24 protein-coding genes are annotated in these 22,572 nt (G+C 62.7%); 8 read left to right on the top strand and 16 right to left on the bottom strand.

Annotated features, from left to right (window positions below; all coding sequences use genetic code 11):
• Nucleotides 1-8 precede the first annotated feature (8 nt).
• The 4 genes from J2045_RS21675 to J2045_RS21660 all read right to left on the bottom strand — a co-directional run bounded on the left by J2045_RS21675 (nucleotide 9) and on the right by J2045_RS21660 (nucleotide 4,684).
• Nucleotides 9-578, bottom strand: coding sequence for a hypothetical protein (locus J2045_RS21675; RefSeq protein WP_307377089.1), 570 nt, complete (start codon nucleotides 576-578; stop codon nucleotides 9-11).
• A gap of 101 nt (nucleotides 579-679) precedes the next feature.
• Nucleotides 680-2,143 (bottom strand): methyl-accepting chemotaxis protein, encoded by a 1,464-nt coding sequence (locus tag J2045_RS21670; RefSeq protein ID WP_370873189.1) that lies wholly within the window; start codon nucleotides 2,141-2,143, stop codon nucleotides 680-682.
• Between the two features lie 92 nt (nucleotides 2,144-2,235).
• Nucleotides 2,236-3,210 carry a peptidoglycan-binding domain-containing protein gene (locus tag J2045_RS21665; protein WP_307377087.1) on the bottom strand — a complete coding sequence of 325 codons (975 nt, stop codon included), beginning with the start codon at nucleotides 3,208-3,210 and terminating at the stop codon, nucleotides 2,236-2,238.
• Nucleotides 3,182-4,684 (bottom strand): ATP-binding protein, encoded by a 1,503-nt coding sequence (locus J2045_RS21660; protein WP_370873192.1) that lies wholly within the window; start codon nucleotides 4,682-4,684, stop codon nucleotides 3,182-3,184. The genes J2045_RS21665 and J2045_RS21660 overlap by 29 nt, the downstream gene beginning before the upstream one ends.
• Before the next feature lie 500 nt (nucleotides 4,685-5,184).
• On the opposite strand from J2045_RS21660, the gene J2045_RS21655 reads away from it, so the two are divergent.
• Both J2045_RS21655 and J2045_RS21650 read left to right on the top strand, forming a co-directional pair.
• Nucleotides 5,185-5,649: a DUF5330 domain-containing protein gene (locus tag J2045_RS21655; protein ID WP_307377083.1), complete on the top strand. Its 465-nt coding sequence runs from the start codon at nucleotides 5,185-5,187 to the stop codon at nucleotides 5,647-5,649.
• A gap of 282 nt (nucleotides 5,650-5,931) precedes the next feature.
• Nucleotides 5,932-6,348, top strand: coding sequence for a SufE family protein (locus J2045_RS21650; RefSeq protein ID WP_166604334.1), 417 nt, complete (start codon nucleotides 5,932-5,934; stop codon nucleotides 6,346-6,348).
• A gap of 18 nt (nucleotides 6,349-6,366) precedes the next feature.
• Here the strand turns inward: J2045_RS21650 and J2045_RS21645 are convergent, their stop codons facing one another.
• The 10 genes from J2045_RS21645 to J2045_RS21600 form a co-directional block, all read right to left on the bottom strand.
• Complete coding sequence (locus J2045_RS21645) at nucleotides 6,367-7,158, bottom strand: DUF6456 domain-containing protein (RefSeq protein ID WP_307377081.1); 792 nt, start codon at nucleotides 7,156-7,158, stop codon at nucleotides 6,367-6,369.
• Between the two features lie 15 nt (nucleotides 7,159-7,173).
• Nucleotides 7,174-7,614, bottom strand: coding sequence for a helix-turn-helix domain-containing protein (locus J2045_RS21640; RefSeq protein WP_307377079.1), 441 nt, complete (start codon nucleotides 7,612-7,614; stop codon nucleotides 7,174-7,176).
• Between the two features lie 228 nt (nucleotides 7,615-7,842).
• Entirely contained in the window at nucleotides 7,843-8,271 is a 429-nt protein-coding gene (locus J2045_RS21635) for a Ros/MucR family transcriptional regulator (RefSeq protein ID WP_307377077.1), read from the bottom strand.
• A gap of 416 nt (nucleotides 8,272-8,687) precedes the next feature.
• A complete protein-coding gene (gene mnhG / locus J2045_RS21630; RefSeq protein ID WP_166604330.1) occupies nucleotides 8,688-9,014 on the bottom strand; it encodes a monovalent cation/H(+) antiporter subunit G in 327 nt (108 codons plus the stop codon).
• The gene (locus J2045_RS21625) at nucleotides 9,014-9,418 is read right to left on the bottom strand and encodes a cation:proton antiporter (protein ID WP_307377075.1); all 405 of its coding nucleotides are present in this window, start codon (nucleotides 9,416-9,418) and stop codon (nucleotides 9,014-9,016) included. Before J2045_RS21625 ends, mnhG begins: the two co-directional genes overlap by 1 nt.
• Complete coding sequence (locus J2045_RS21620) at nucleotides 9,418-9,891, bottom strand: Na+/H+ antiporter subunit E (RefSeq protein WP_307377073.1); 474 nt, start codon at nucleotides 9,889-9,891, stop codon at nucleotides 9,418-9,420. Before J2045_RS21620 ends, J2045_RS21625 begins: the two co-directional genes overlap by 1 nt.
• Complete coding sequence (locus J2045_RS21615) at nucleotides 9,888-11,468, bottom strand: Na+/H+ antiporter subunit D (protein ID WP_307377071.1); 1,581 nt, start codon at nucleotides 11,466-11,468, stop codon at nucleotides 9,888-9,890. The genes J2045_RS21620 and J2045_RS21615 overlap by 4 nt, the downstream gene beginning before the upstream one ends.
• 20 nt (nucleotides 11,469-11,488) lie before the next feature.
• Nucleotides 11,489-11,866, bottom strand: a complete 378-nt coding sequence (locus J2045_RS21610) for a Na+/H+ antiporter subunit C (RefSeq protein ID WP_307377069.1) — start codon at nucleotides 11,864-11,866, stop codon at nucleotides 11,489-11,491.
• Nucleotides 11,866-12,285 (bottom strand): Na+/H+ antiporter subunit B, encoded by a 420-nt coding sequence (locus J2045_RS21605; RefSeq protein WP_307377067.1) that lies wholly within the window; start codon nucleotides 12,283-12,285, stop codon nucleotides 11,866-11,868. Before J2045_RS21605 ends, J2045_RS21610 begins: the two co-directional genes overlap by 1 nt.
• Nucleotides 12,286-12,517: 232 nt before the next feature.
• Complete coding sequence (locus tag J2045_RS21600; protein WP_307377208.1) at nucleotides 12,518-14,911, bottom strand: putative monovalent cation/H+ antiporter subunit A; 2,394 nt, start codon at nucleotides 14,909-14,911, stop codon at nucleotides 12,518-12,520.
• Between the two features lie 314 nt (nucleotides 14,912-15,225).
• Here J2045_RS21600 and msrB point away from each other — a divergent pair, with 314 nt between their 5' ends.
• Together msrB and tenpIN are read left to right on the top strand one after the other, a co-directional pair.
• Nucleotides 15,226-15,639 (top strand): peptide-methionine (R)-S-oxide reductase MsrB, encoded by a 414-nt coding sequence (gene msrB, locus J2045_RS21595; protein ID WP_307377065.1) that lies wholly within the window; start codon nucleotides 15,226-15,228, stop codon nucleotides 15,637-15,639.
• Between the two features lie 550 nt (nucleotides 15,640-16,189).
• Entirely contained in the window at nucleotides 16,190-16,657 is a 468-nt protein-coding gene (tenpIN, locus tag J2045_RS21590; RefSeq protein WP_307377060.1) for a type III toxin-antitoxin system TenpIN family toxin, read from the top strand.
• Nucleotides 16,658-16,810: 153 nt separating this feature from the next.
• On the opposite strand, the gene J2045_RS21585 is transcribed toward tenpIN, so the two are convergent.
• Entirely contained in the window at nucleotides 16,811-18,100 is a 1,290-nt protein-coding gene (locus J2045_RS21585; RefSeq protein WP_307377057.1) for an MFS transporter, read from the bottom strand.
• 175 nt (nucleotides 18,101-18,275) lie between these two features.
• On the opposite strand from J2045_RS21585, the gene J2045_RS21580 reads away from it, so the two are divergent.
• Together J2045_RS21580 and J2045_RS21575 are read left to right on the top strand one after the other, a co-directional pair.
• Nucleotides 18,276-18,524, top strand: coding sequence for a plasmid stabilization protein (locus J2045_RS21580; protein WP_307377055.1), 249 nt, complete (start codon nucleotides 18,276-18,278; stop codon nucleotides 18,522-18,524).
• Complete coding sequence (locus J2045_RS21575) at nucleotides 18,521-18,934, top strand: type II toxin-antitoxin system VapC family toxin (protein ID WP_307377052.1); 414 nt, start codon at nucleotides 18,521-18,523, stop codon at nucleotides 18,932-18,934. Before J2045_RS21580 ends, J2045_RS21575 begins: the two co-directional genes overlap by 4 nt.
• A 22-nt stretch (nucleotides 18,935-18,956) precedes the next feature.
• On the opposite strand, the gene J2045_RS21570 is transcribed toward J2045_RS21575, so the two are convergent.
• The gene (locus J2045_RS21570) at nucleotides 18,957-19,529 is read right to left on the bottom strand and encodes a nucleoside 2-deoxyribosyltransferase (RefSeq protein WP_307377050.1); all 573 of its coding nucleotides are present in this window, start codon (nucleotides 19,527-19,529) and stop codon (nucleotides 18,957-18,959) included.
• 230 nt (nucleotides 19,530-19,759) lie between these two features.
• Between J2045_RS21570 and J2045_RS21565 the strand changes: the two genes are divergently transcribed.
• Both J2045_RS21565 and recQ read left to right on the top strand, forming a co-directional pair.
• Nucleotides 19,760-20,485 (top strand): class I SAM-dependent methyltransferase, encoded by a 726-nt coding sequence (locus J2045_RS21565; RefSeq protein ID WP_307377045.1) that lies wholly within the window; start codon nucleotides 19,760-19,762, stop codon nucleotides 20,483-20,485.
• 96 nt (nucleotides 20,486-20,581) lie between these two features.
• Nucleotides 20,582-22,441 (top strand): DNA helicase RecQ, encoded by a 1,860-nt coding sequence (gene recQ / locus J2045_RS21560; protein WP_307377042.1) that lies wholly within the window; start codon nucleotides 20,582-20,584, stop codon nucleotides 22,439-22,441.
• Nucleotides 22,442-22,572: the final 131 nt, after the last annotated feature.

Below are 22,572 nucleotides of genomic sequence, written 5' to 3'. Positions count from 1 at the left end.
CTAGCCTATCAAGGTCGAGGCTTCTGGAAGTCAATCCAGAAATATAAGCCATTCTGTTCAAATTTGCCAGCCACGGCCTCCAGATGCTCCCGGCGCTGAGACGGACGCAGCCCATAGCGACCAGAGGCATTCGTCAGGCAAAATTTACGACCGCTGCCATCAGGATCATCCGGATCGAACACGACCTCTCCTCCGATGCAGGCCAGCTTCAACGCATTGCCCAACAGCGTCGGATGGCCGAGTTTTTGCAGGTTGAACGGTCGCGCCTGAACCGACTTTGGAAATACGCCGATTGTGACGCCGCTTTGGTCTACGACTTCCTCGACCGAGAACCAGAGCTCCCCGTCTTCATCGACTATCCAGAGTAAGTGGAAGATCTCGGGAAACAGATTGTTCAGATGTAATTCGGCCACCTGCTGAAGATATGCCGCGAGTGCTCCACCCGACGTCTTGTCGAGTTTCTGCCGGCTGCGCGGAAACATAGGCCACTCGTGTAACTGAATACCATTGCCACCGGCAGGAATGGCAGGACCATAGAGCGCATCGAATTGCTCGCGCTCTTCATCGCTCCGAGCCATCGACCTACCCCCCGTACGCGTCTCGGCTGCAGTGTCGCGCGACTTCACGCAGAGGGCAAGTTGCGCGACTGCCAAACAGATGGGTGTCCGAACGCGACGCCTTACACCTTCACGGCCAACCTCAGCCCGCCCCAATGCCTTCCGCCGACGAAGATCGGGGCGGAGATATCCTTCATCAGGACGAAATTGCCACCGCCCATGTCGCGGCGGTAGGTCTGGACGAGGAAGGGCGCCGTCGAGCGGCCGGCGGCCAGGCCGACGCGGTCGTTGAAGATGCGGCGGTTGCGGCAGTTGGCGGTGTTCCACACGGTGTCGCCCGGGCGCTGGGGGGCGGAGAACTTCTTGTTGTGGGTCGGCAGGTAGCCGTTCTCGTCGACGGCGGCGCAGAAGCCGATCCGGTCAGACGAGCCGGCGACGGGTTCAATGATGGCCGGCAGAACCTGATCTGTAAAATCGGTGAAGCCGGTGACCATCTGCACCGGGTCGGTGCCCGGGATCGGGCGATAGTTGCGGTCGAAGAGATCGGACTGACGGATGCGCCCACTGTCGACGGCGCGCTGGAAGGTCTCGGAGATCTGCTGCGCAACGGAAACGGCCGTGTCGATCCAGGCGCTGTCGGCCGTGCGGATGCCGGCGCTGGCGGTGAGCTGGATCAGGGTTTCCGACAGCGCCACCACCTTGTCGACGCGGCCTGCAGTCTGCTGCAGATGCTGGTCGGACTGGCGGACCTCGCCGGCCATGGTATCGAGCGTGGCGACAAATTCCGAGCACTGGCGGTCAACCTGGTCTGTCGTCTGGGCCATGGCGGAGGAGCCGTCGAGAATGCGGGTGATCACCTGCTCCATGGCGGTGAAGGAGGCATTCATCGCCTGGGAGGTCTCGCGCACGTCGCGGGCGCTTTCGGTCGCGCCACGGCCGGCATCGTTGAGGCGGACGATCTTGTGGCGGATCTGGTTCAGCGTTTCCTGGATGGCACCGGTGGCCTGGGAGGTCTGCAGCGCCAGGGCGCGCACCTCGGCTGCCACGACCGCAAAGCCCTTGCCGGCATCACCGGCGCGGGCGGCCTCGATGGCGGCATTCAGCGCCAGAAGGTTGGTCTGGCGGGCAATCGTGCCGATCTCCTCGGCGACCTTGTCGACTTCGGCCAGGGACTGCGAAAAGCTGCCGATCTCCGTGCCGATCTCTTCCGATGTCGACACCATGTGGTCGATCTTGCCGACGGCACCGGTCAGGCGCGTGGCGCTGTCGGTCAGCATACGGCGGGCTTCGCCGGCGGTCTGGTCGGTCTCGCGCAGGGTCGCGGCGACGTCGCGATTGGTCTCGGCGATCGACAGCGCTGTCCTCGTGATGCCAACAAAGGTCGTGGCATGGCGTTTGGAGATGCCAGCGACATCCTGAATGGCACCGGCAATGTCGACAAGGTCGACACCGAGGGTCGAGGCTTCTTCTGCCAGGCGCTGGACAATGCCGCGCAGGGTGGCGGCATCGACATCGGGCTGAGGGGACATGGCCACCTCGCCGGAATGCTGGTCGTCATCGAAGCGTGCGTTCATCGCAGCAGTCATGGTTGATCCTCCTCCAATCGACGGAGGATAACATTGGTATGATTAATGAGGGCTTTATTCAGAGAATGCGAAAACTCACTTAGACGAAAGCCTCAGAGAGCGCCTATGGCCTTGAGTTTCTTGAGCACGGCGGCACTGGGCTCACCGGTTTCCGGCAGTTGGTAGTGGCGCTCGAAGCGACGGATGGCCGCTCGGGTATCGTCGCCGGGGACGCCATCGATGGTGATGTTCTTGTAGGCCATGTTGGACAGGCCGCGCTGGATTTCCATCACCAGGCCGGGGTCGAAGTTCGCCTGCTGGACCGGCGGCGGAGCCGTGGACTTCACCTCTTTCGGCGGCAGGACAGCCGGGGCTGCGACCGGCCGACGCGGCGCGGTGACGACCTGGGTTTCGGCGCTGAGGATCGCGGCGGCGACGGGATCCTCGCCGGTGGCGTCGAGATCCATCACCGGACGCTGGGCCGGCACGGCGGCGGTCACGCTGCGGTCGAGGGTCAGGGCCGCGAGCAGTTCCGGCGTGACGAGGCCGTTCGCTTCCATGCCGACAGTCTTCTGGAAGACGGCGATCGCGGTCTCGGTGCGCGGGCCGATGACACCGTCCGCCTCACCATCATACAGGCCCCGACGCAGGAGTTCGGCCTGGACCTTGCGGATGAGGTCTGCGGTCTCGGCGGCATTGGCCGGCAGGCTCGCAAGCTTCAGGCCCGCCGGATCGCCGGCCGCCTGCTCCGGCGTGGTTTCGGCAGGCGTCTCGCGCTGGATGCGGAAGGTTGTGACGGTATCGGGATCCTGCTCGCTCAACAGCGGGGTGCGCGGGACGCCGGAGAGTGCGGTGAAATCCTCGGCGTCGCGGGTGCGCAGGAAGGGCGAGGGATGCTGGCCCGGCTGGTACCAGAGGGCATTGGCAGCGATCGTGCCGAAGACCAGGGTGAAGCATGCGGAGCCGCCCAGGGCGCGCGGGTGGCGCCCGGCCAGCCGCGCGAGCGCGCCCGCGCCCCACGACAGAAGCCGGAGGGCACTTGAGCCAACCTTCTTCTTCTCAGGCGATTTTCGCTTCCGCTTGGTCATGCCCCGGTGCTTTCCCACCCGTCTTGCGGCCGGCTCCCGCCTCGGCGAGGCGCGGCGGGAATTCGACCATGTTCGTTTCGTCTGCAGCCCTGGCGCCGGAGCCGTCGACCGGCAGGGTCACCATCACGACAGTCCCCTCACCCGGCCGGCTTTCGATCCGGAAGGTGCCACCATGGAGGGCCGTCAATCCCTTTACCAGCGAAAGACCCAGGCCGGAACCCTCATGGTTTCGATTGAGATCGTTCTGCACCTGTATGAAGGGGCGGCCGATCAGGGCCATCTTTTCCGGCGCGATGCCGATGCCCGTGTCGCTGACACTGATGGTCACCTCGTTGCCAGTCCTGATGGCATCAATGATGACGGCACCGCCGGTCTCGGTGAACTTGATCGCGTTGCAGACGAGATTGATGACGATCTGGCGCAGCGCCCGGCTGTCGGCGGTGATTTCGCCCAGGCCCCTGGGCAGGCGGCTTGTCAGCTTCACGCCCTTCGTCTGGGCCTGCAACGAGAGCATGCGCTCGCATTCGGTCAAGGTATCGGCAAGGTCGAAGCCTTCGAGCAGGAGCTCGTAGCGGCCCGCCTCGATCTTCGACATGTCGAGCATGGTGTTGACCACAGACAGGAGATGGGCGCCCGACTGGCGGATCAGCTGGACATATTCGCGCTGGCGGTCGTTTTCGAGCTTGCCGAAATATTCGCCGGCGAGGATGTCGGAAAAGCCGAGGATGGCGTTGAGCGGGGTGCGCATCTCGTGGCTGACGGCGGCGAGGAAGCGGCTCTTGATCTCGTGCGCCGCGTTCGCCTCCTCCTCCTTGCGGGCAACCGCATCGCGCATCCGCATCTCGCCCTCGATGTCAAGCATCTGGGCTCGGACGGCGAGGAGAGTGCCGTCGTCGGCGCGCACGGCGGTCATGTCGAGGCGGACATTGAGGAACTGGGCCTGGTCGAGGCCGATGACCGGACGATCGAGCCGCAGATCGGTGACCACGACATCGGCGCCGAGGCGCAGTTCGTCGAGCGCCTGGACGAAGGCCAGACGGTCGGAGACATGCACCTGCTCGACGAAGGGCCGCGCCAGAGGTTCACGCAGGAAGGAAAGAAACATCTGGCGGTCGCGGCCGCCAGCGGAGCGGACGATACCGCCGGCATCGACCGTCAGAAAGAGGCCAGGGCAGAACTCATATGGATCGGCGGCGATCCCCGCATGCGGCGGCACCTTTGCCTCTGCACCGGCGGCCCCGAGACGGCGACCGGCGACCAGAGCGACGGCGGCCAGCAAATAGAGCGCGGTGGCGAGGGCAAAGCCGATCGGCAGGCCGGTGGCGGCGCCGAAGAGAAGGGTGAGGCCGGCGGGTATGGCAAGGAAGGCCGGCGAAAGGGCAAAGGTCAGCCGGCGCAGGGCGGCGATTTCGGCCCGGTCGATCGGGCGGCCGGCGGCGTGACGCGACAGCAGCCGGGCCAGCAGCCCGTCCATCGTCACCGTCAATGCATCCGACACTTTACGCAATACAACCACGCCAGAAATCCGCGACCGGTTCCTCTGATTTACCCGGGGAAGATAGGCCGGACGCGCTTAAGGAATAGATAAGGCTGGGGGCCGCGAGCGCCCGCAAGCGCTGGTTCTGACCCGAAACAGGACAGCCGGAGAAGGCTTTCCAGAACATGGTTAATGGAGCGTAAGCGCTGAAATCATTCGATTTTTCGCAATACCGTTAACACTTGTGGTGGCGCAATGCCGCAACAAGCGGTGGATTGCCGGGCGCGCGCCACATTTATGCTTAACGCCAACCGCTAAACTTTGACACGAGTGCCCCAAAACGCCGGGATCACTCGAATTTTAGTCAAATTCGCCTCAAAGCCGAACGGGTTTAGAAAAGCGATTTTCGCGAATCAAACCTAGGGTGGCATTCACGAGTTCGGGGAGAAACCCGGGCCGTTCCGGCAAAGACCGGCAACAGGGATTTGGTGAAGACCATGTGGTTTCTGATCAAGGGAACTTTCTATTGCACCGCGACACTGGTCGCCCTGTCCTTCCTCGCGGCCCCGCCTGCGGAGGAAAAGGACGGCGCCGGCTTCGACATGGGTGCGGCCGTCACCGCCGCCAGCGGTGCCTATGACTACGTGACCTCGCTCTGCGTCGAGAAGCCCGAGGTCTGCGAAAAGGGCGCCCAGACCTTCCAGGCGCTCGGCCAGCGGGCCCGCGAAGGGGCGCTCGTCGCCTACCAGCTGCTCGACAAGCAATTCACCGACGACGGCACGACGGCCGTGGCCGACGAAACGCTGGCGCCGCAGACCGGTGGCGTGGAGATCCTCAAGCCCGCCGTGGAAACACCGCGCCTCGCAAGCGTCGAGACCGAGGCTCCCGTGATCACAGGCACGGTGACACCGACGGAACGCCCGAAGCACCTGCCGAAACCCTATCAGCCGCCGAAACTCTGACGGCCTGACCATTCCATCCGATTGCCATCCGGCAATCCTTCAAGAATTCCGGGGCGGATGCCCGCCCCTCACCTGCTTGCAACCGGCCCTGCCATGGACCGGATGCCTGTCTGCCTGTCCCTCACTGAATTCGGCATTTGCCGGGCCGCGTAGCGCAAGCTGCGCGGCTTTTTTCTTGTTCGACTGATGCCGCGAAAGCCACCGACAGGTTTCCTTGCCGCAGCCGGTTCAAAAGGGCTCGGGTCTGGCCTATATGGGGCGGACGAAAAGAGCGGGTGCAGCATGGCGACTTTGAACGAGATGATCGACGACTTCGGCTTCCTGGAGGATTGGGAGGACCGGATGCGCTATGTGATCGAGCTCGGGAAGGCGCTGCCGGACCTGCCGGATGCGGAAAAATCGGCGGAGAACAAGGTGCAGGGCTGCGCCAGCCAGGTCTGGCTCTCGGTCACATCCGGCGACGGCGCCGATCCGGTCATGACCTTTCGCGGTGACAGCGACGCCTTCATCGTGCGCGGACTGGTCGCCATCGTGCTCGAGGCCTATTCGGGCAGACGAGCGTCCGAAGTGGTCGCCTTCGACGCGCTGGATCTCTTCAAGCAGCTTGGGCTTCTCGAACACCTGACCGCGCAGCGGGCCAACGGCCTACGCTCGATGATCCAGCGGATCCGCGAAGAGGCGGCTCGGCGGATCGTTTAGCCTCAGGCGATCAGGCGCTCACGCCATCTCCGGCCGAAAGCCTTCGTCGCCCCAGTGGCGCGACCGCGATTTCGGCGCTGGCGGGGTATAGTGGCGGGCGAGCGAAAGCAGGGCCGCCCGCAGCATGAGCTTGGCGGAGCGGGCCGGCCATTGACGCTCGCGCTCGACGGTTTCGAGCCCCTTTCCAAAGCAGCAGACATCGAGCGCCACACCGGACAGTTCCGGGCCCATGGCCTCCATGGCACGCGTGACGCGGCTTCGGGCAGAGAGCCTGTTGTCCGTCAGCTCGACGGCTGCCGGCGGGGCACCCGTGCTGCGGCTCGCAAGTCTCGGCTCCCAGCTTGCGGTGATGCGCGGCTGCAGGCCGGCGAAGTCGAAATCTGCGGCGAGCCGCTCTCCGGCGGCAAGGGCCTCCTCGGAGAGAAAGGGACGCCCGTCCTTCTCCTTGAGGCGCAGCAACGGAAAGAGCGGCGATTCCTGAAGGTTGCGGCGCGCCACCTGGCGTCCGTCCGGCATGTCCAGCGTCTCGACGGCGACAGTGCGATGCTGGCTGGCATGGGCCTCGTCGGGCAGATCACAGAGATCGCGGCGCAGCCAGGCGGCGGTTTGCGGCGTAGCGACGAAGCCCCGGGGCGATGGGGCAAGCAGACCGTCGGAGACCAGCCGGGCGATGAGATCCGGAGCCATGCCGGCTGAAATCGTGGAGCTGCGGTCGGCGCCCGCCTCGGGGCTGGTTGTGCCAGTAAGAAGCGGCGCGGCAAGAGCGCGGCGCAGGATCTGGCGGATCTGCCGTCTTTCGCTGCGGGTCATGATCTCTCCCTCCCTTCAGATGCGGCGGCCGGCGAGCAGATGCACGGCGCTCGCCATGCGCTCGACAATGGCGACGAAGGTGTCGTAGGCGCGGTCGTCACGCCGGTCCTCGACCATGCGGCAAGCATGGCCGACCGTGGAGCGGTCGCGGCCGAAGGCCTGGGCCACCTCGCCCATGGGCATGGAATAGGCGACATGGCAGACATACATTGCGACCTGACGGACATGGTTCGCGGCCCGCCTCCCGGGCTCCTGATCGTGGTCAAGGCCGGTGGCGCGCAGAAGCTCCTCGGCCAGTTGCCGGACGATCATGCAGAGAAGCCGCCGTTCGGGCGTCAACTGACGATCATCGTCTAGGGTCGCCGGGGTGAATTGGTCGTCATCGGGCGACCATTCGATGGCCGGCGCAGCCGACAAGGGGTGAGCGGGTGAGACTGGCGAAGTATCGATGGTCATAGCGCGCCTCGCAATAGGATTTTCTTCCTATTAAAGCTAACAGAGCGACAGCGCTTTTGTACCCCATAATTTGATGGGTCCTAACAAATTTATGGCTTCGCAAAGCACGCCTGCGTGCGACGACACCATCACAAATTCGGAATATTTTCCTTTCTTAATTCATAAAAAAGGCCGGTCGCTGGACCGGCCTCGTTTTCTGGCAACGGATGCAGGGGCATCCAGACCGGCTTACTTGCTGCGCTTGCGGCGCTGGCCGAGGCCCATTTCCTTGGCGAGGCGCGAGCGCGCTTCGGCATAGGCAGGGGCTACCATCGGATAGTCGGACGGCAGGCCCCACTTCTCGCGGTATTCTTCCGGCGTCATGTTGTAATGGGTCATCAGGTGGCGCTTCAGCGACTTGAACTTCTGACCATCCTCGAGGCAGATCAGGTAGTCGTCCTCGATCGACTTGCGGATCGGAACCGGCGGCTTCGGCTTTTCGACGACGACCGGCACCGGGGTCGGCGAGGTGGTGTTGCTCAGCGCCTGGTGGACATCGGCAATCAAATTGGTCAGATCACTGACCTGGACCACATGGTTGCTGACATAGGCTGCCACGATGTCAGCCGTCAGTTCCACCAGCACTTGCTGGCTGGGTCCCTGTTGTACTTCACTCATTCACGTCTCCTGTTCATAAGCCTGCGGCGCTCCGCCGTCGCCCGCAGACACGATTCATAGTGCCTCTCCCTTGCCGAGGACGGCGAAGGGAGAAGAAGAAAACAACCCCACGAAGATCAGCTGGAATACCGGACGACCCCAAACCGTCCAGGCACCTGTAACGCCGATCCTGGCGAAGATCTGGCGCCTACGTGTGGCAATACCTAGATTCAACTTCACCTACAGATCAGGCACGCAACAGATCAGCGCCCTCGATATGGAATTACCACTCTTGGCATAAATGTCTACCGGTTATTTCTACTAGATTTGACGGGTATAAACCGGCTTTATTAGACGTTCGTTCGATTTTGCATTGCAAAGATAGAACTGCGATTTCAAAAAAATCCAAAGTTCAACCATAACTTACGTCAATTATATCATCTGCTCATATCGTCACGTACAGATACAGATGAAAGCGTGTAGCCCACCTTGTGCGCTGCGCGGGCCAGCAAGTGCGCCGACACGGGAGCGGTGAGGATGAAAAACACGATGCCGGCCAGGGCGCGGCCGAAAGTGGCGACATCAGCCGCATGAATGCCGACGGCGAGCAGAAGCAGGCCGGAACCGACGGTGCCCGCCTTGGAGGCCGCATGCATGCGTGTATAGAGATCGGGCAGGCGATTGACGCCGATCGCGGCGATCAGTGAAAAGAGCGCGCCGACGACCATGATGAATGCGACGAAAATGGCGGCGAGCATGGACATCAGTTGACCTCCTTGCCACGTGCGGCGGCTGATTTGGACGATTTGCCTGTTTTGGCAGGCTTGCGGGCGGCCTTGCCCTTGACTGCGGCGCGTTGCGGACCGGACTGGACCTGCTCCCCCTCCCCGACGACGCCACGGACAAGGATGAAACGGGCGAAGGCGACGGTTGCCAGGAAGCCAACGAGGCCGAGCGCGATGGCGATGTCGATATAGAGCGTGTAGCCGGTTCTCAGCGCGATCACAGCGATGAAGCCGATGACGATGCCGACCAGCATGTCGAGCGCGATGATGCGGTCGGGCAGCGTCGGACCGACCACGGCGCGGTAGACCGTCATCAGCAGCGCGATCACCAGGATGAAAATGGCGAAGATCGAGGCGTATTCGACGATGAGTTCAGGGGTCATCAGGCAAAGGCCTCCATGATCTTCTTCTCGAAGCCCTCGGCGATGTCACGCCGCGCCGCCTCGACGTCACTGCAATCGATCGCATGGATATAGAGCGTCTGGCGGTCTTCCGACACATCGACGGAGAGCGTGCCGGGTGTGAGCGTGATGAGATTGGCGAGCAGTGAGATCTCCCAGTCGCTCTTCACCGTCAGCCGATAGGCAAAGATGCCGGGCTTCAGATCCATGTTGGGCCGGAGGACGAGTATTGCGACCTTCCAGGCGGATTTGGCGAGTTCGACGAGAAACAGCAGCACCAGCGCAAACACGCGACGGCTGCGGCTGGTATAGTCGCGACCGACGAAACGCTCGCGCAGCAGATAGAGTGTCAGCAGCGAGAGGACGAAGCCGAAGATCAGGTTGAGGAGCGTGAAACTGCCTGACACGGTGGCCCAGATCACCGCCATCAGGATGCTGATCGCATAAAGGCTCATCGGGCACCTCCTTCAGGGAAGACGGAGCGGATATAGGCGGTCGGGTCGCCGAGACCGGCAGCCGCCTGCTGGCTGGCGACGATCAGGCTATCGGGGAAGAGGCCGAACCAGACGACGAAGCCGGTCAGCAGCAGGATCGGCGCCATGCGCCAGCGCTCGGCACCGGCGGAGATGGCCGGGGCGACCGCATTGGCGGCCCCCTCGACGGCCACCGGTCGCCAGAAGGCGAAGAGGAAGACGCGACCGAAGGCAATCGTGGTCAGGAAGCCGGAGACGAGCACGGAGGCCGCCAACCACCAGGCGCCGATATCGATCGAGGCCTTGACGAGCAGCGTCTTGGGCCAGAAGCCGGAAAAGGGCGGCAGGCCGCTGCCGGCAAAGAACAGCGCCAGGGATATGGCGGCAAAGGCCGGTGCGGCAGTCCAGAGACCCGCCACACGGTCGAGGCGGAAACTGCCGCCAAGGCGGGCGATCTCGCCGGCGACCAGATAGAGGGCAGTCATCAGCAGGATGGAATGCAGCGCGTAGAAGATGGCGGCACCGACGGCCATCTCGCCACCAATCGCCACGCCCGCCAGCATGTTGCCGATGCCGGCGATGACGACGAAGCCGAGGAAGCGGCGAATGTCATTCTGGGCGAGCGCGCCGATGGCACCGAGGATCATGGTCAGCGCCGCGACGACGGCGATGACGAGGCTCAAGGCCTCGCGCTCGACGGGGAAGAGCATGACCATGACGCGCAGGAGCGCATAGACACCGACCTTGGTGAGCAGGCCGGCGAACAGCGCCGAAACCACGACGCGCGGCGTGTGATAGGAGGCAGGCAGCCAGAAATTGACCGGGAAGGCCGCGGCCTTCATCGAGAAGGCGAGGATGAAGAGCGCCGACAGCGTCATCAGCGGCGCGGTCTCGGCATAGGCCGGGACCTTCAGCGCAATATCGGCCATGTTGAGCGTGCCGAAGATGCCATAGAGATAGGCGACGGCGATCAGGAAGAGCGTGGTTGCCATCAGGTTCAGCACGGCATATTTCAGCGCGCCGTCGATCTGCTCGCGCTCGGAGCCGAGGATCAGCAGGCCGAAGGACGAGATCAGCAGCACCTCGAACCAGACATAGAGGTTGAAGATGTCACCGGTCAGGAAGGCACCGGACACGCCGGCCATCAGCAGCATCAGAAGCGGATAGAAACCATAGCGGCGCCCACTCGAGCCGATTTCGACATGGGCATAGAGCGCCCCGGCGAAGGCGACGATGGCCGCAGCGAGTGAGAGCAGCGCGCCGGTGAGGTCCACCGTGATGGCGATGCCGAAGGGCGGCAGCCAGCGGCCCATCATCATGGTGATCGGCCCGTCTGCCATGACCTGCATGAGGAGAAGGGCATCCACGCCGATCAGGATCGCGAGAGCGACGAGCGCCACCGGCGGATGCCAGTCCGTGCGGTGGCGGATCATCATCAGGATCGCGCCGACGCCGATGCAGAGTGCAATTGGAGTAACGGCCAGCCAGTGGGCAAGCGTCGCCGGCTCCATGACATAGGCGGCGGCGTAATCGACGGGCGTTGTGGTGGGGGCAGCCATGATGTCCTCGTGTCTCCTGCTCAGTAGCCGCTCGGCGGCAACGGATCGTCCATCGGCTCCGCCACCCGCATTTCGGCGGAGTCATCGGTGCCGAGGTCCTGGTAGGCGCGGTAGGTGAGCACCAGCAGGAAGCAGAAGAAGGAGAAGGAGATAACGATCGCCGTCAGGATGAGGGCCTGCGGCAGCGGATTGGCGGTGCCCAGCGGCAGCACGTCGGCCCCGCCGGGGATGATCGGCGGGATGGCGGGCGTCAGGCGGCCGGTGGTGAAGATCAGCATGTTGACGGCATTGCCGAGCAGCACGATGCCGAGCAGGATGCGGATGATCTTCTTCGAGAGCATCAGATAGACGGCGGCAGCGAAGAAGATGCCGACAACGAGGGAGAAGATGACTTCCATCAGCCGTCATCCCTTTCTTCGAGTGCGAGCGCAATGGAGGTGAAGGTTCCCACCACGACAAGATAGACGCCGATATCGAAGGAAATGACCGTGGCGAACGGCACCTCGACCCCGAACAGGCTCGGATAGACCCAGATGCCGGTCATGAAGGGATAGCCGAGCGGTGCGGAGACGACGCCGGACAAAGTCGAGACCAGCAGGCCGAAGCCGGCGATCGACATGGGGTGGAACTTCAGCGCGCGACGCACGGCCTGGACGCCAAAGGCGATACCATAGATGGCGAAGGCGGAGGCGCCGATCAGGCCACCGATGAAGCCGCCACCCGGTTCGTTGTGCCCGCGCAGCAGCACGAAGATCGAGAAGACCAGCATCAGCGCCGTGAGAAAAGGCGCGAAAGTGCGGAAGATCACGGTGTTCATCGCGGGGCCTCCGTCGCAGTCTGTTGGCGATACTCAGCCGTATGCGTTCCTGGTACCCCCCTCTGCCCCCTGAGCCTGTCGAAGGGCGGGCATCTCCCCCACAGGGGGGGAGAGCGGAAGGCGGCTAGCGCGGGCGAAACGGTCGCGGCCACTCTCCCCCCTTGTGGGGGAGATGTCGGCGTCGCCGACAGAGGGGGGTAACCCGCAGTGAGGATTATCTGAGAGACCATGCTCATTTGCCTGCCCCCTTCTTCTTCGCCGGTGCCGGTGCCGGCGACCGGGCGACTGCGGACGGCGCAGGTGCCTGGATGGTGGGCTGACCGACACGGATGCGGATCAGTGCCAGGATCGACAGGCCTGTTATCATCACCACAGCAATCTCGCCCAACGTGTCGACGCCGCGGAAGTCGACGATGATGACGTTCACGACATTGGCGCCGTGGGCGATGATCTTCGAATACTCTCCGAAGAAAGCCGTCAACGAGGCATCGAAGGGACCTGAGGTCGAGGCGACCAGCATCAGGGCAAAGCCGAGACCGCAAGCGATCGCCAGTGTGCCGTCAAACAGCCGCGCCAGACCCGGGCGGTGATCAGAGGGCGACAGTTTCAGACGGGTCATGACCAGTGCCAGGATGACGACCGAGAGCGTCTCGACCATGAACTGGGTGAAGGAGAGGTCCGGCGCACCGTAGAGCAGGAAAATGACCGCGACGGCGAAGCCCTGGATGCCGAGGCAGACGATGGCGGTCAGGCGGTCCCTCGCCGTCAGGACCGCGATGACCCCAATGACGGCGATGGCGAGAATGGCCATCTCATGCAGGTCGAATTCCGACGGCAGATTGAAGCGGGTCGGAAGCTCGCCATAGACCACGGGCGTGACCAGCAGAACCAGGGCGACGAAGACGAAGGAGGCGGTGATGTAGGTCTCGAGCCTGCCGTTCTGCAGGAAGCGGGTGACCACCGTCGAAAGGCGGACCAGGCCGGAAATGAAATGGTCGAAGCCGCGATCGGGGCTGACGCCGAGGCCGGTGACCAGACGATCGACGGCGCTGCGCAGGCGGTCGAGGCCGAGATAAAGCACGAGGCCGAGAATGACGGTGAGGACGGACAGCGCCAGTGCCACGCCGAGATGCGGGATGAGGCTGATCGTCACCGTCTGGGCCTCGCCATCGACGGCGCTTGCCATGGGCGAGGAGATGAAGCGGTGCGTGACGCCGGAGAAGAGCGCGGCTGCGAGCGACAGCGCGGCCAGCGTCAGCGGCCCGAGCCAGAGCAGCACGGGGCCTTCATGGGCGTGTTTCGGCGTATTGCCTTCCTTCCCGATGAAGGGTTTCAACCCGACGGCGAAGGCGATGACGAACATCAGCGCATTGCCGATGACTGCAACCGCCGTGAAGAGGATGGCGCGCGGATCTGACCCCGCCAGCGCATAATAGATCTCTTCCTTGGCGAGGAACCCGAAAAGCGGCGGCAGGCCGGCCATGGAGATGCCGGCCAAAAGGGCGGCAGCAAAGGTGATCGGCATCAGCTTGCCAAGCCCGCCCAGCTTTGTGATGTCACGGGTGCCTGCCTCGTGGTCGATGGCGCCGGCAACCATGAAGAGCGCGCCCTTGAACAGCGAATGTGCGACGAGATAGAGGACCGCCGCCTCGACCGCATATTCGGTGTCAAAGCCGGTCAGCATCACGAGCAGGCCGAGCGAGGCAACCGTCGTATAGGCGAGCATCAGCTTCAGATCCGTCTGGCGGACAGCCAGCACCGCACCGACGATCAGCGTGATGCCGCCGAAGAAGGGCAGCAGGATTTCCCAGGCGGGCGTCTCTCCCATCACAGGATTGAGGCGCATCAGCAGATAGACGCCGGCCTTCACCATGGTGGCCGAATGCAGATAGGCCGAGACCGGGGTCGGCGCTTCCATGGCATTGGGCAGCCAGAAATGGAAGGGGAACTGGGCCGACTTGGTGAAGGCGCCGCCGAGCACCAGGAAGAGGGCCGCCAGATAGAAGGGGCTTTCGCGCATCGCATCACCCGTGGCGAGCAGAAGCGAGAGCTGGCTGGTGCCGGTGATGTTCCAGATGAAGATCATGCCGGCCAAGAGGATGAGGCCGCCGCCACCGGTGACGACGAGCGCCTGGAGCGCTGCACGGCGCGAGGCCTCGCGGCTGTGATCAAAACCGATCAGCAGGAAGGAGGTGATCGATGTCAGTTCCCAGAAGACAAAGAGCATCAGGAAGCTGTCAGAGACGACGAGGCCGAGCATGGCGCCCATGAAGAGCAGGATGAAGCCAATGAAGCGGCCCTGCTGCGGATGGCCCTTCATGTAGCCGCCGGCATAAAGCACGATGAGCGTGCCGATGCCGGTGATCAACAGCGCGAAGGTGAGCGACAAGCCGTCGATGAACCAGGAAAAGGAGAGGTTGAGGCTCGGCACCCAGGCATAGCCGCCGGTGACCCGTTCGCCGGCGGCGATCTCCGGCAGGAAACCGGCGAAGTGGGCGAAGGCCAGCCCCGGCGCGAGGGCCAGGAGCCAGGCGGCATTCGCCCCTGTTCGAGCCGTGAGCCAGGGCGCCAGAAGTGCGGCGGCGAAGGGCAACAGCATCGCGACCCAGGTCAGGTCGCTCGTCATCTCAGGCATTCCATCTCCCCGCTGGCATCGGATCAGCTTTCGATCATCTGTCGATACAAGGTGCGACCGTGTTAGGACAAGCCAACCTTCGTCTCAAGCAAAAACGGAACATCCCCCCTTCACGGACGCGTCAACCCACGTTTCGGTGAGATAGCCCGCATGTATTTCAGTTTCGCGTGAAAGGATGGCGTCTTCTGCGCGACCTAAGGGAGCAGAGGGAGAATTGCCTGATAGCACCGACGACCCTATCTATAGTCCAACCCGGGCCGGCCTAGACTTGGCACCCTGCCCGGCTCTCGCCCAAGGAGAAGATGATGTCCAACCCCACCAACGCCCCGAAGATCAGCAAGTCGGATGCCGAATGGCGCGAGCAGCTGACGCCGGAGCAATACCGGATCCTGCGCGAACACGGCACGGAGCGCGCCTTTACCGGCCCTTACTGGAACAGTTTCGACAAGGGCCTCTATCGCTGTGCTGCCTGCGACGAGGCGCTGTTCGTCTCCGACACCAAGTTCGACGCCGGCTGCGGCTGGCCGAGCTATTTCGAGCCGGTAAAGCCGGATGCCGTCACCGAACACCGCGACACCGCCTTCGGCATGGTGCGCACGGAAATCCGCTGCGCCAATTGCGGCGGGCATCTCGGCCACGTCTTCCCCGACGGCCCGAAGCCGACGGGGCTGCGCTACTGCATCAACGGGCATTCGATGGTTTTTGAGCCGTTGAAGTGATGACTTCACCCTTACCTTGAGAGGAGGGGCTGACCGTAGGTCCAAGCCGGGGTGACGAGCAGCGGCGCATTCGCGAAACTAGGTAGCACCTGCCACCAGCCCTGCAGAGCAGTGTGTTGCGCGTCTGCGCGGCTCATGTTTCGGACTTCGAATTATTGGAAGGCAATTCAAGAGACCCTCCGCTCGGCGCCAGAGCCTTCCATCAGCGTCAGGCCTAGGCCTTCACGACTATTGTAAATCACGGCCTTTCCATGGCAAGAATCGACATCGCGGTCTGAAAATGACTCCAAGTGACCTATATCAGTCACAGGAGAACAAAAACTTGTATTGCCCGCTGGCTGATCTGACGTTTGCAAAACAGATCTTGACGTTGTGCATGTGCGTAACATATACGTGTCTAGTGATGTGGTGGTAGGGTGTGCCCCACGTTAAAAACTGAAATACCCACTGACTGATGTGGCGGTAGGGTGTGCCCCACGTTAAAAACTGAAATACCCACTGACTGACAAAAAAAGGCCTTCGGGCCTTTTTTTTTATTGCCGGGATTTCCATGAAGATAATTAAAGTCGTCAAACTTGATGAAGAGTTTTTCAAAGAGAACGGCAATCTAGTCGAAGCCCTTCACGGTGGGGCTACGGGCGATTTGGCTGCTGAAAAGACCCGTGGCTACGGGGTTGTTACCGTGCGCATCGAAAACGGGATGCTTTTCGGTATCCCGTTGCGTTCCCATATCACGCACCATTCTTCATTCATCACCACCGGAACGAAAGGGCTGGATTACACAAAATCGGTCCTCATCAAGAATGAAAGACACGTATCTCAGGACGCCTTCCATATCCCACAAGACGAATTCGTGAAGATCGCCGACCGGGAGCTTTTTATTCGCGAGAGATTCGAGAAATACATCAAGAAGTATGTCAAAGCGGCCAACGCAGGCGATAAGAACATCCTCAGAGAGTACCGCTACTCGACGCTTCAGAATTACCACGAAGAACTCAAGATCGTTCCTCCAGCTTAATTCATCGCAACGAGCGACGATCCTAAGAGCCTGTTGATCAGGATTTTGGTTTGGTGACAGTCTCTACCTAATTCCGCGTGTTACAGGCCCCGGCGTCACCCCCACCCGCCGCTTTGCGGCGACCTCCCCCCTCAAGGGGAAGGTGGGAGCCCCTCATCCGGCGTGAAAATCGGCGAGTGCCTTTGGCGAGACGCGGGTCCAGATTGCGACGAGCAGCAGGAGGGAGAGGATGGCGCCGAGGGCAAAGGGCACGGCCAGGGCTGCACTGCGCGGCAGCACTGTTTCGGCCAGGGTGACGCTGACGCCTGAGAGAACGAGACCGAGCGGCATCGTGCCCAGACCGAAGAAGCGGTAGACGCTGTTGACCCGGCCGAGCAGATGCGGCGGCACAGCGCGCTGGCGCAGAGACAGCGTGATGATGTTCCAGATCATGTTGGTTGCCGCCACCAGGAAGAAGCTGCCCCAGACAAGGATCGGCAGCGGGACGAGGAAGATCACCAGCGCCTGGACGAGGAAGGTTGCCGTGGCCAGACGCAGGCAGGCGGACTGGCCGATGCGGCGGATGACGGCCTCGCCGCCCAGACCACCGATCACGCCTCCGACTGCGGCACCGGTCAGAAGCAGGCCGTATTGTGCCGAATTCAGGCCCATGACCTCCTGCCCATAAAGGACCAGCCCGGTCAGCATCATCATCTCGACGGCATTCAGGACACCCAGCGCAATGGCCAGATCGCGCAGCAGGGGACGGGCGAAGAGATAAGCAGCCCCCTCGCGGATTTCGGCAACCCAGTGGCGCGGCTCGGGTCTCAGGGTCCGGAACCTGCCGGGAATCGACAGGACCAGCAAGCCGGCAAGCGCGAAGGCGAGGCCATAGAGCCCGAAGGCGAGCGGCAGTGCGAGGCCGATGACGAGGCCGGCGAGCGGCGGGCCGATCATCATGTTCATCAAGGTTTCCACGCTGCCCATGCGGCCATTCGCCGTTTCCAGCCGGTCGACGGAGACAATGGATGGCAGGAGTGTGATCGCACAGTTGTCCCGAAGCACCTCGGCGAATCCGACGATCAGGGCCGCCAGCAACAGCAGACAGTAGAGGGGAATGGTGGGGAAATCGGCAACCGGTGTCTGCGGCATCAGGCCGGGAATAACCAGCGCAAGGGCCAGACCGAGCAGCGTGGCGCAGCGCAGGAAATCCATAGATATCACCAGCCAGCGACGATCCAGCCGGTCGCTGATCACGCCGGATGGCAGGGCGAACAGGAACCAGGGGAGTTTCTGTGCCACACCGACAAGCGCGATCGCCAGGGGATCGCGGGTGATCAGCGAGGCGAGCCACGGCCAGGCGACGATGCCGATACCATCGGCGAGGTTTGCAAGCCCGCTCGACGCCAAAAGCCGATGGAAACTGGGGCCGAGCGGCGGCTTCGGCGTCACATGCTGGTTCACGGGGGAGCTCTCCGGTGGGAGTTCGACAAAAGCACCGACCTGTCCGCGTCACAAGCCCTGCGATTTCAGGAAAACCTCTGTCGTCCACGCAACGCGTGATCAGACAGCTCGCCATCTCCTGCCATCTTGATGGCAGGCAGTCGCGGAGCTATATTCTCCGGCAAGGAGATTGACCATGGCCGAACCACAGCTCTCTGTCCGCAGCGCCCGTGCCCGCGATCTGGCGCATCGGCTCGCACGTCGCGAGAATCGCTCGATCGCCGACATCGTTGAACGGGCGCTGGAAGCCTATGAGACGCAACAGACGGGCCGGGAGCCGGCGGCGGATTTCTATCGCCGGATCAGCGCGCAGTCGGGGCTCGACATCGATCTCGACGCGGTCGTCCGGGCGGATCGAAAGGCGCATGAGGGACCGGAGTTTTGATCTTTCTCGACACCAATGTGGTCTCCGAGACCTTCAAGAAGGAGCCGAACGAGGCGGTGATTGCGTGGCTGATCCGCTACGATGCCGAACTTGCGCTATCCAGTATCGTGATTGGCGAGATCGCCTATGGCATTGCAAAGATTCGCGATGACGAACGGGCACCACGGCTCGAGCTTTCCCTCAAGGACTGGCGGAGCCGGTTTGCCGGGCGCATCCATGGCTTCGGTGAAGAGGCGGCGCTTGCCTATGGTGAGATCATGGGGGATGCAAAACGCCGGGGGACGACGATGTCTGCGCCCGATGGCATGATTGCGGCCGTCGCAAAGACCAAAGGTGGGCCGCTTGCAACCCGCAACGTCGATGACTTTCGCCATTGCGCGCTCGAACTGATCAATCCCTGGGAGTTTTGAGGCGCTCCGCAAGACAACGCCCTCACCGCTTCTCCGCCAGAACCCTCAGGCATTCCTCGAAAGCGGTCAGGTCGTGATAGAGGCGATCGGGGCTCGCCTTGTGGATGGCGATGTGGCCGCCGCGCCTGACGACGCCGCCATGCAGCATCAGGTTTTCGATCATCTCGAAATCCTCGAGCGAATGACCGTCCGAACCGCGCATGCGGCCGTCTGCGTCGCGGGTCAGCTTGCCGTCATACCAGGCGAGCGTGCGGTCGAAATGGGTCTCCACGACATTGGTATAGGCCGAGACGATCTTGCCCGCACCGCACATATAGCCGAGTTCGAAGACCGTGCCGGGATCGGCAGCGATGCCGCGAAAGGGTGTGAGATTGGCAATCACGCCATCGGCGCGGTTCATGAAGCTCTCGTCGATCTCGGAGATGTTCAGGCCGAACTGGTGTTTGGTCGGGGCCGGCGGAATGACGAGATCGCCGGGGCAGATCGGCTCGAAACCATAGGCGCGCGTCATGGCCGCCTTTTCGTCGAGGACGGCGCGGGCATCGGGCAGGAAGACTTCGGGACCGGCGAGATAGAGTTTCAAGGGGGAGGACATGGGGGCTTGGAAACCTTGCATCATGGCGGAAAGGTCTCGACAGGACCATGCGACCCTCCGGTCGGCAAGGGTGTTTTGTCTCTGTGCACAGGCTTGGACTGGGCCCCAAGCCCCGGCAGGCCAGGGAATCTTGCCGCCTGTCGGCCAAGGACATATCAAGCCTCGGGCAAGTCCTGCGACTTACATGGAAGAAAGCTGAAGCGCTCGGGGCAAAGGGTCCAACAAAGGCAATGGAAGCAATCCAGATAGGCAGTCCGCAATTCGTTCAATACGTGGCCCTCATCGTCAATGAGGTACTCGGCAAGAAGCCCGGGGCATCCCACAATCTGGAAGCGGTGGCGAACCTCTCCGCCGCCATGACATCCTCGCAATATCTCTACACGAAGATGACGGGGGCCCAGCGCCTGCAAAGCTCAACGGATGTGCTCGACTATGCGTTGTCCTGTGCCACCGTGCCGGGCCTTTCGCTCGAATTCGGCGTCTATTCGGGCAACTCGATCAACCGCACCGCACAGCAGCGGGCAGGCGCCGTATATGGCTTCGACAGTTTTGAAGGCCTGCCGGAAGGCTGGCGCGAGGGTTACGAGAAGGGCGCTTTCGCACGCACCGACCTGCCGCCCGTGGAGCCGAATGTCGAGCTCGTCGTTGGCTGGTTCGACCGCACGCTGCCGAGCTTCCTCGATGCCCATCCGGGACCGGTGTCCTTCCTGCATGTCGATTGCGATCTCTACTCGTCGACGCAGACCGTGTTTACCCAGCTGCGTGAGCGCATCGTGCCGGGCACGATCATCCTGTTCGACGAATATTTCAATTATCCCGGCTGGGAGCTTCACGAATACAAGGCTTTCCAGGAATTCGCCGTGAGCACCGGCCTGCAATACGAATATATCGCGCTGAACCTCAACCATCAGCAGGTGGCGGTCAGGGTGAACGGCTATTTCAACCGCTGGACCTGAGGCGGAGCATCCACGTTTCTACACAGCAGGCGCCCTTGCGGGCGCCTGTCTGCTTTGCAGTGGCCATCCCCTCACCCGTCGGCTAAACCTCTGATCATGCCGACTCAGTCCCTTACCGATCCGCTGTTTTCCGCCCATGGCCGGGACACCCCGCTGGCCGTCCTGAAGCGCGTCTATGGCTACCCGGCCTTTCGCGGGCGCCAGGCGGAGGTGGTCTCCCATGTCGTTTCCGGCGGCGATGCCGTGGTGCTGTTTCCGACCGGGGCCGGCAAATCCCTTTGTTTCCAGGTGCCGGCACTCTGCCGGCCGGGGGTGGGCATCGTCGTTTCGCCACTGATTGCGCTGATGCGCGACCAGGTTGAGGCATTGAAGGGCCTGGGTGTCAGGGCAGCGGCGCTCAACTCGACGCTTTCGCGCGAGGAGTATGTCGAGATCCGCCGGGCACTCGATCGCGGCGCGCTCGACTTTCTCTATGTGACGCCCGAACGCACTGCGACCCCGGGCTTCATCGAGATGATGCAAGGGGTGGAGATCGCGCTGTTTGCCATCGACGAGGCGCATTGCGTCTCGCAATGGGGACATGATTTCAGGCCCGAATACCGCGAACTCGGCAAGCTGACCGACCTGTTTCCGGGGGTGCCACGCATGGCACTCACCGCGACTGCCGATCCGCATACGCGCGAGGACATTATCGAGCGGCTGGGGCTTCAGGGCGCGGAGGTGTTCACCACCTCCTTCGACCGGCCGAACATCGCCTATGAAATCGTCGAGCGCGACCAGCCGCGCCAGCAGCTGTTGCGCTTTCTCTCCCGCCACAAGGGATCGAGCGGCATCGTTTATTGCCTGTCTCGCGCCAAGGTCGAGGAGACGGCCGAATGGCTGGAAACGCAGGGTATCCGGGCGCTTGCCTATCATGCCGGGATGGACCGGGCGGTGCGGGATGCCAATCAGGATGCCTTCCTCAAGGAGGAAGACCTCTGCCTGGTTGCCACCGTCGCCTTCGGCATGGGCATCGACAAGCCGAATGTGCGCTATGTCGCGCATCTCGACCTGCCGGGCTCGGTCGAGGCCTATTACCAGGAGACGGGCCGTGCGGGGCGCGACGGGCTGCCGTCTGACGTGTGGATGGCCTATGGCATGGCCGATGTCATCCAGCGCGGGCGGATGATCGACGAGGGTGGTGCTGCCGACGAGATCAAGCGGGTGGAGCGGGCGAAGCTCAATGCGCTCTTGGCGATCTGCGAGACGCCCGGTTGCAGAAGACAGGCTATCCTCAAGCATTTTGGCGAGAGCCATGCCGGAAACTGCGGCAATTGCGACACCTGCCTGAAACCGGTCGAGACCTGGGAAGGCACGGAGGCCGCGATCAAGGCGCTGGCGGCGGTCTATCGCACCGGCGAGCGTTTCGGCACCGGGCATCTGATCGATGTGCTCCTGGGCAATGAGAACGACAAGACCACACGGTTTGGCCATTCCGACATGCCGATCTTCGGGGCCGGCAAGGATATTGCGGGCAAAACCTGGCAATCGGTGTTTCGGCAGTTGCTGGCTGCGGGCTATGTGCGCGTCGACCACACGGCGTTCGGGGCGCTGAAGCTTGAGGAGACGGCACGCGCGGTGTTCAAGCGCGAGGTGGACGTCAAGTTCCGCAAGGACCGGCCGACGACGGGCAAGGCGGCACGTGGGGCCTCATCTGCGCGGGCGGCAAGCGCCAAGGCGGGGCTGGATGGCGCCGATCTCGAGCTGTTCGAAGCACTCAGGGCCAAACGCATGGAGATCGCCAGGGACCAGGGCGTCCCGCCCTATGTGGTCTTCCCCGACACGACACTGATTGCGATGGCCACCGAACGGCCGATGGACGAAGACGAGATGCTCGGCATTTCCGGCATCGGGCAATCGAAGCTCGAGCGTTACGGGGATGCGTTTCTCGAGGTGATCACGGCGTATTCAAGGTGAAGTCAGGTGTACGCAGAGACTGAGGCGACAGCGTAACCCCTTGTAACTTCCCAAAATCCGCATTGGAGGCTGTAATGCCTTTTGCGGTGGCGGATGGGAGACCGAAGCCTCTTTGGGACACTAAGCCCGTG

The organism is Peteryoungia aggregata LMG 23059 (genome assembly GCF_030814435.1).
Taxonomy (GTDB): Bacteria; Pseudomonadota; Alphaproteobacteria; order Rhizobiales; family Rhizobiaceae; genus Allorhizobium; species Allorhizobium aggregatum.
Note: the sequence above shows the minus strand (reverse complement) of the source record. Positions and strands in the feature narration are given on the sequence as shown.